Below are 697 nucleotides of genomic sequence, written 5' to 3'. Positions count from 1 at the left end.
TGCCTCGCTGCTGAGCCTGCTGCTACCGCTGCTCGAGCCGCAAGCGCTGGCCCACTGGGCCACCGCGCATGAGGACGACCTCGAGCCCGAGACGCTCGCGGCCTTCAACGCCGATGCGGTCGCCGCCGAGCCCCTCGAGCTCGACGATACGGATGGTCACCAACTCCTGCGCAGCCTGTTCGCTAAGGGCACGGCAGCAGCACAGGCCCGCCTGCGCAGCGTCGACGGAACGGCGCCGGTCAGCGCGACCGTGCGGCTTCTCGCCGAGGTGCTGGACCTCGATGCCATCGAGGCACAGGTGCTCGACTATCTCGAGCATCATGCCAGCTCCGAGCCCCTGCGCACGCTGTTGCGCGCCGCTGCACGCGCGACCAGTCCAATCAACCGCGCACGGCTGAGCCGACTGTTGTCGATCCCTGATCCGACCCTGGCGGACATCCTCAAGGCCAGCGCACCGCTGCGCCGGCTGGGATTGTTGACGTATGAGCCAGAGGCCGATCTGGAAGACTTTCTGAGCGCCAGTGAGCTGCTGAAGACGGTGCTGGAGGCCGCTCCAACAACCCGCGAGGAGCTGCTCGCCTTACTGATCGAGCCGGCACCCGCGGCCGACTGGGCGCTGGCGGACTTCCCGCATCTGGCCAGCGAGAGCCAAGCCCTGGCCGAGACCCTGGCGCAAGCCTTGGCCACCCGCAGCATC

Annotated in this window: 1 pseudogene; it reads left to right on the top strand. The window is 68.4% G+C overall.

Annotated elements, in window-relative coordinates:
• Positions 1 to 697, top strand: a pseudogene (locus tag VBE63_RS30955) (AAA family ATPase); the annotation flags it as partial.

The sequence above is a fragment of the Lamprobacter sp. genome, assembly GCF_034860625.1.
GTDB lineage: Bacteria > Pseudomonadota > Gammaproteobacteria > Chromatiales > Chromatiaceae > Lamprobacter.
Note: the sequence above shows the minus strand (reverse complement) of the source record. Positions and strands in the feature narration are given on the sequence as shown.